We start from the raw sequence: 5,431 nt of genomic DNA on the forward strand, positions 1-5,431 counted from the left end.
GGGCAATACCAGTCCATGTCACCATTCACTCCATCTCTTCGCAAAGACGGATGAATCACAACAGGCTGGTATTGTTCAAAAACTTTCGGATCGGGCTCTAATTCATTTGTCTAATGCATTGGTATTTAAAATTTATAATTGTTTTTGTTTGTCCTTATGACAATAAGGACAAACAAAAACTTTCCTAAAAGGAATATTATTTTAGAAAAGTGTTTCTAGTACATTGTCTTCGTTCAATTTTTTTCTATTCTTTCTTGGAATGTGTGATCCGTATAATTCTTTTACATGACGCCTAAATTTATCAATAGATGGTTGATGGTTTTTTAAAAACCATTCTTCATGGTTCTTTAGATATTTGTCACGAATATCAGGATCACGAAGATCAAGAGGAACTCTTTCCATCCGTGGATCGATACTATCAAAACCAATGAAAGGTTCTTCTAATCTTTCCCTAGATTGCAAAACGTATTTTTCGTCTATTTCAAAAGACAAGCAGTTACGGTTTAGTTGTTTACATACGCGCGCGCACGTTCCGCTTCCAGAAAAAGGATCTACAACGACATCACCATTATCAGATGATGCGAGGATCATACGTTCAAATAATCCTTCTGGTTTTTGCGTTGGATGATCTCGTCTATTCTCGTTGCAGTAATGTACATGAGAAAACTGCCAGACATCTCCAGGATTTGCTCCACGCATATTATTGCGGCTTCTGTAGTATTTTTGCGGAACGCGGATAGCATCTAAATTAAATTTTGGATTTTTTCCTGCATTAAACATGAGAATATCATCATGACGTGGAGAGAAGCCTTTGGTTTTTCCAATTCCTTGGGTGTAATGCCACGAAATCCAGCTATTTAAATCAAAAGATAAATCTTTCTGAGCTATTTTGAATATATATGATATAAATTGTACACCCATAAATATATAAACTGTTCCGTTCGGCTTTATTATCCTTTTTGCATGACTCATCCATTCTTTTGTAAATGAAATATACTCATCGAATCCAAGATTGTCATTTGTTGTATTGTAATTTTTCCCAAGATTGTACGGTGGATCTGCAATGATGAGATCGACACTGTTATCATTTATTTTTTCTAATCCTGTTAGGCAGGATTCATGAAAGATTTTTTGTTCAGACATCTTCCTTAATCCATCCATATCTCTTTGCCATAGTTTCCCACTGTATTATGTCTCGTCGTCCAGAATTAAGAAATTTAGCATCAAGAATTTGACAAAATTCCCATGTAGTTCTGCGTTCTTGGTTAATATAATGAATATCTCTTATTTGAATCTGACCAGTTCCTAGAGCTGGATTATAGCTAATATCACTCTTTGACACATATTTTAAGTCATAAGCATTATGACCTACAACTTCCATTACTCCATCCATTAAAGATGATACTTCATTTCTTTTTGAATAAACTCTATGCTTTAGAGATAAAATTATAAATATATAGTCGGGATCTTCTATGTAAGCAGTTCTTATCCTAGAAAACGATGTTATGTTTGGTGATTTTCCAGACCCTTCTATATCTTCAGCCGTGGCTTTTACATCAACTTCAGCTGTTACTGTATTTCCAACTATCCTTTTCTTTTTGAATTGTAATATTACGTCAGCCATATGTAGTCTTGGTCTTGTTTCGACGTTTATTAGTGAATATTTACCATCAAAACGTTGTTTTTCATTATAAAATATTTCATATGCCCACGCTTCAACAAATGGACCGGCAATTTTATTAATATTCTCCATGGGTAGTCCCAGGTGTAGATTTGTATTTATAAAAATCTTATTTCTGTTAGATTGTATTGCGTCTTCTATTATACTTTCAATTCGTTGAGTAACGTCAAATGAACACTCAGCGTAATCTTCAGATTCAACTGGAATTTTGAAGTCAAAGTCATTATATACCATATCGGTAAGCATCCTATTTATTAATCTCTAATGCTCGTGTTCGAGCCCACTGCATTGCATATGCAAGAATGAGATAAAACGGATAAAGGCTCAATCACCAGAACCACCATTTGCGTGACCGTGTTTCAGCTAGCTTCTGAGCGATTGTGCGCCAATGATCTCGGTCGGCTTCTATGGTTTCTCGGAGCGTTTTTTCTGCTTCTAATTCAGCTTTCACACGTACCAGTTCGAGAGCTTCTGATGGAACCGAAGTGTGGTGTGCATGGGTGTGCGTTTTATGCGTAATGCCCTCTTCTTGCACAGTGTGCGCACATTGTGCAGAGATCCACGCATTTAGATTATCAGTTTTGATCCGCCACTGGTTCTTGTTGTCACGAAAAGCCTCTAAACTCTGAGATTTTATGGCACGCATAATCGTCCATCGAGAGACATTAGCTACCTGTGCAGCCTGTGCAGGAGACATATGTGCAGGGGCGTGTGCGATCATCGTACGTGGTCGGTCAGGATCGTGTGCGGCAAGTCAGGTTCAAGCCCTTCAATCATGGGCTGTGAAGGTGGCGGCGTACCGGGGCCGGTCGGTAGCTGTTTCTCTCCCGGGTATAGGGTCGGAATGCGCTCTAAGGGTGGTTGTGCGCCAATTTCAGATTTATCCGGTTGTTCGTTATCTGAAACCAGAACCGCTGCCGAAAACAAGCTGTAGCGGATGCCATCACGTGCTCCAGACCATGCTACTCGGTCGTTCACGATGTAGGCGTTTGTAGTGCCGACCCCACCGAGATGGCGCACTTCAATCCAGTTTTCGTCCTTCAGCACGTTGATCGCACGAAGGACTGTATTCCGTGAGCATCCCATCATTCGTTGAAGATTGGGGACACTAGCCACCAGAGCATTGTGTCGTCCCATGTTACCAACGATCACATGCATGAGTGCTGCTGCTTTTGGATGCGTTCCTATGAGCTTGGCCCATCGTTCATGGGCTGCCCGTTCAGTCTGTACCCACGTTCCATTAGGAGCTGTGACAATACCCACGGCTTTCGGCGGAACTTTTGACATGGGACTACCCCGTCTCAATCATGAACAATAGTTGTCAATGAATTGACAAAAAATGTCCAAACCAGTCCCATCTAGATGGGACTACCCCACCAAATAAGTTATTGAGGAATAACATTATTTTTTATATTCTCTTCTATGATCTTATGAACCGTCCACGAAGCCCACGGGTTCGAGGGGAGTGAACGTCTTATAAACGGTAACGGACCTCGGGTCCTGTGGACCCTCGGGGGCGGATCAAAGGCAAATTTAATATTCATTCCTTGTCTGGCGTCCTGCGGACGGGCTACGCCGCTCCCGCTCTGCGCTCGCCCAGACCTGCAACACCACCCAAAGTGCCTCATAAAAGGCTCAGGAGGAGGGTATGTGGGTGTTCTGGTGGGTTTTTAACTGGAAACAGCTATGGGCGTGCTAGGGACCATTCTAGACCATTCCCGGAAGTGGATACGCACCACGTTCCTTTCTGGTCAGTTTTGACCTTGTAGCCCTCAATTCGACACATGCCGAAGGCCTGAATCTGCCCAGCCTTGTCCATTTCGTAAGCTAGGCGTCCCGATGGGGACGATACCGCCCATTCTGCCAGTGTATCGCGCTGCTTGGTTTCCTGCTTCCCCTCAACGAACCCTTGAGCATATCCGGTTCGACTGCCTTTGATGTCACCCAGAAAGGCTGCGCAGAACACGAGCGCAATAGCCCCAAATCCACAGGTGATGAGCAGGGTGCGTCTGTCGGTCTTGACGTAGCTGGTGACGGCCTGCGCTGCATCCTCAACACGTTGCGCTGCTTTTGTGCTTTTGGCGTCCAGTGCCTCAAGTTGCTTCGCTAGGGCTGGCAGCTTACCGGCAACATCTGAATAGGGGTCGGTACATAGAACGGGCACAGATATACGCTAAGGTCGGATGCTGAGGGTATATGACGGAAAACAGGTGTTTTCCGTCATTCTTTTTCTTGCCGGGAAAAGATAGCCGCCAAGATAGCAAAAACTGCACGACAAACCCTGTCGTTTTGAATTACTATGCGGAAACGCTTCTGCTGAGGTTTGTCGTACATGCTGGTCGGTTATATGCGAGTGTCCTCAGCCGACGAACGCCAGTCAGTGGATCTCCAGCGCGATGCGCTGATCGCGGCTGGTGTCGATGCACGCCACATCCATTCCGACAAGGCCTCTGGTGCCCGCGACGATCGCCCTGGTCTCAAGACGTGCCTCGCCTGGCTCAAGGAAGGGGATACGCTGGTGGTCTGGAAACTCGACCGTCTGGGTCGTTCTCTATCGCATCTTCTCGATATTATCGGAGATTTTCGGGAGCGTGGCATCGCTTTCCGATCCTTGACCGAACATATGGATACGGCAACCGCGCAAGGCGAGTTGCTGTTCTCGATGTTCGGCGCACTCGCCCAATACGAACGCGCCTTGACGCGCGAACGGGTCATGGCGGGGCTGGCGGCCGCCAGGCGCCTGGGCCGGCGCGGCGGCAGGCCGCCCGCGATCGACGCGGAGAAGATCGCGGCGATTACCGTCGCCCTCGAAGGAGGCGCCAGCAAGGCGGCCATATGCCGCAACTTCGGTGTCCCGCGCTCGACGCTGATCGACACGCTGGCGCGAATTGGCTGGACGCCTCCCGGCAGAACCTGACAGATGCCGCGCCGTTCCGTTCTGACCGAGGCGCAGCGCCTGGCGCTGCTTGCCCTGCCCGAAAACGAGGCCGACCTGGTGCGCTACTGGACGCTCACTCCCGATGACCTGCGTGTCATTGTCAGTCGGAGAAGGGCGCACAATCGGTTGGGCTTTGCTATCCAGCTTTGCGCACTGCGCCACCCGGGGCGGCTGCTCCGGCCGGGGGAACTGATCCCTCAGATCCCGCTCGCCTTCATAGGGGATCAACTCGGGATCGAGCCGGACGCGCTCGCCGACTATGCCGTACGTGGGCCGACCCGCTACGAGCAGCTCGATACGCTGCGTGGAACATTCGGATTCCAGCAATTCTGTCGGCCGCTCCAGATCGAGCTTCAGGCCTGGCTTCTGCCTGCCGCCCTGACGTCCAGCAGCGGAATCGTTCTCGCACGGATGCTGCTGGGCGAATTTCGCCGGCGACGCATCGTCGTGCCTGGTATCACCCAGATCGAACGCATGGTGGGCAAGGCGCTGCTCGATGCCGAGCGGTATGTCTGCGAGCTGCTGACGCGGCATCTCACCGCCAGCCAGCGCGATCGGCTCGATGGCCTCCTCCAGCCGCATAGCGGCAGCCATATCAGTAGCCTCACCTGGGTGCGTCAGCCTCCTGGCCAGCCCGGGAGGCGTGCCTTCGCCGCGATCCTCGACCGGTTGTCGCTCCTGCGTGCGATCGACCTGGATTCCGGCCTCGTGGACACCATTCACCCGGAGCGGCTTCGCCGATTGTGCCAGGAAGGCGCGCGCCTCACGGCGCAACATCTCACCTCGTTGAACCCGGCACGGCGGCGCGCGGT

At 48.9% G+C, this 5,431-nt stretch carries 6 protein-coding genes; 2 read left to right on the plus strand and 4 right to left on the minus strand.

Annotated features, from left to right (window positions below):
* Nucleotides 1-201 precede the first annotated feature (201 nt).
* The 4 genes from CFR72_RS16075 to CFR72_RS16090 form a co-directional block, all read right to left on the minus strand.
* The gene (locus tag CFR72_RS16075) at nucleotides 202-1,143 is read right to left on the minus strand and encodes a DNA-methyltransferase (RefSeq protein ID WP_110914751.1); all 942 of its coding nucleotides are present in this window, start codon (nucleotides 1,141-1,143) and stop codon (nucleotides 202-204) included.
* Complete coding sequence (locus CFR72_RS16080) at nucleotides 1,136-1,927, minus strand: S1 domain-containing protein (RefSeq protein ID WP_208630079.1); 792 nt, start codon at nucleotides 1,925-1,927, stop codon at nucleotides 1,136-1,138. Before CFR72_RS16080 ends, CFR72_RS16075 begins: the two co-directional genes overlap by 8 nt.
* 82 nt (nucleotides 1,928-2,009) lie before the next feature.
* Complete coding sequence (locus CFR72_RS16085; RefSeq protein WP_110914752.1) at nucleotides 2,010-2,402, minus strand: helix-turn-helix domain-containing protein; 393 nt, start codon at nucleotides 2,400-2,402, stop codon at nucleotides 2,010-2,012.
* Nucleotides 2,399-2,968: a helix-turn-helix domain-containing protein gene (locus CFR72_RS16090; protein WP_110914753.1), complete on the minus strand. Its 570-nt coding sequence runs from the start codon at nucleotides 2,966-2,968 to the stop codon at nucleotides 2,399-2,401. The genes CFR72_RS16085 and CFR72_RS16090 overlap by 4 nt, the downstream gene beginning before the upstream one ends.
* A gap of 1,045 nt (nucleotides 2,969-4,013) precedes the next feature.
* Here CFR72_RS16090 and CFR72_RS16100 point away from each other — a divergent pair.
* Together CFR72_RS16100 and CFR72_RS16105 are read left to right on the plus strand one after the other, a co-directional pair.
* The gene (locus CFR72_RS16100) at nucleotides 4,014-4,598 is read left to right on the plus strand and encodes a recombinase family protein (protein ID WP_110914755.1); all 585 of its coding nucleotides are present in this window, start codon (nucleotides 4,014-4,016) and stop codon (nucleotides 4,596-4,598) included.
* A gap of 3 nt (nucleotides 4,599-4,601) precedes the next feature.
* The coding region (locus tag CFR72_RS16105; protein WP_146220769.1) for a DUF4158 domain-containing protein at nucleotides 4,602-5,431 on the plus strand (830 nt) is incomplete at its 3' end.

Source organism: Gluconacetobacter entanii, assembly GCF_003206495.1.
In the GTDB taxonomy this organism is placed as follows: Bacteria; Pseudomonadota; Alphaproteobacteria; order Acetobacterales; family Acetobacteraceae; genus Novacetimonas; species Novacetimonas entanii.